The sequence below is a fragment of the Thioclava kandeliae genome, from assembly GCF_040297545.1.
Taxonomy (GTDB): Bacteria; Pseudomonadota; Alphaproteobacteria; order Rhodobacterales; family Rhodobacteraceae; genus Thioclava; species Thioclava kandeliae.
The window spans coordinates 1-1,373 of the sequence record NZ_JAYWLC010000070.1; the positions used below are offsets into that span (position 1 = coordinate 1).

Sequence of the window (1,373 nt, forward strand, 5' to 3'; positions counted from 1 at the left end):
TGATGGTGTGGATGGCCCCACCAAACGGCATCGCGATGTGCCAGGGTGGGTATGTTTCCAGCCACCGAAGGGAGCCATCCATGGAACAGCCTATCACGATCGGCCTCGATCTGGCCAAGAATGTCTTTCAGGTTCATGGGGTCGACGCGACCGGCAAAGTTGTCTGTCGCCGCCAGTTGCGGCGGGCACAACTGCTGCTTTTCTTCTCGCAGCTTGAACCGTGTGTTGTGGGGATGGAAGCTTGCGCCGGGGCGCATCATTGGGGTCGTGAGCTTGCCGCATTGGGGCATGAGGTTCGGCTGATGCCACCCGCTTACGTCAAGCCCTATGTGAAGCGGGGAAAGACAGACGCGGCTGATGCCGAGGCAATATGCGAAGCGGTCACGCGCCCGACCATGCGATTTGTGCCGGTGAAATCAACGCAGACCCAGGCAGCGTTGCTCGACCATAAGGCGCGGGATTTCCTCGTACGGCAGCGTACTCAGATCATCAACGCGATCCGGGCGCATATAGGCGAGTTCGGCATTGTGGTGGCAAAGGGCATCCAAAACGTTGATCGTCTGATCGCTACCGCGCGAAACATGCCGGAAGCCGCAAGAGCTGCCGTGGATATGTTGGCTGAACAGCTTCGGGGTACGCAGGCCCGGATCGATGCGATCACGGCGCGGATTGGAGAGCGGCAGGCCGATGATCCACTCGCACGTCGACTGGCGACAGTACCGGGAGTGGGCGCGATCTCCTCAAGCGCGTTTGCCGCGACCACGCCGGATGTAAGCGCCTTCCGCAGTGGCCGTGATTATGCGGCTTGGCTTGGGCTGACCCCGAAAGCCCATTCCAGCGGCGGCAAGGAACGGCTGGGGAAGATCTCGAAGGCCGGTAATCGATATCTGCGACGGCTACTCTATCTCGGCGCCATGGCCAGGATCAGTGCCCGGCGTGGACGGCGAAGGACAGCCGAGAATGCCACGCCTGACTGGCTCGATCGGATGCTCGACCGCAAGCCGGTGAAGGTGGTCGCGATTGCCTTGGCCAACCGCATGGCGCGCACGATCTGGGCATTGATCAGAAGCGGCGAGAGTTACCGGGCCGCACTGGCGTAGCAAAGTAGCCGCCCTCAGAACGGCAGGCAAGGAATTGGTGAGGCGCGATGTGAGGTGATGGCAAAGGGACGTCAACAACGGAACGGGACACCCAGTTCGAACCGAAGCGCCTTTCGAGCGCGTGCCATTGATCGGGACCCAACCGTCGGCTGATTTCATCAAGGCGCGCAGCGATCGATAGAGCTGCGAATTGACGCCGTATACATGGCCGCGACCGACCAGAATGCCAGAACTGAAGAAAGCACTTGCCAAGGGGCCATCCATACATGGTTC

General features: G+C 60.7%; 1 protein-coding gene. It reads left to right on the plus strand.

The features are described from left to right. The first annotated feature begins 80 nt into the window (after positions 1 to 80). Complete coding sequence (locus tag VSX56_RS20565) at positions 81 to 1,100, plus strand: IS110 family RNA-guided transposase (protein WP_350939376.1); 1,020 nt, start codon at positions 81 to 83, stop codon at positions 1,098 to 1,100. Positions 1,101 to 1,373 lie beyond the last annotated feature (273 nt).

Bases quoted from the DNA above. Each gene is read 5' to 3' on its own strand.
- VSX56_RS20565 (WP_350939376.1), top strand. From the start codon at position 81: ATGGAACAGCCTATCACGATCGGCCTCGATCTGGCCAAGAATGTCTTT.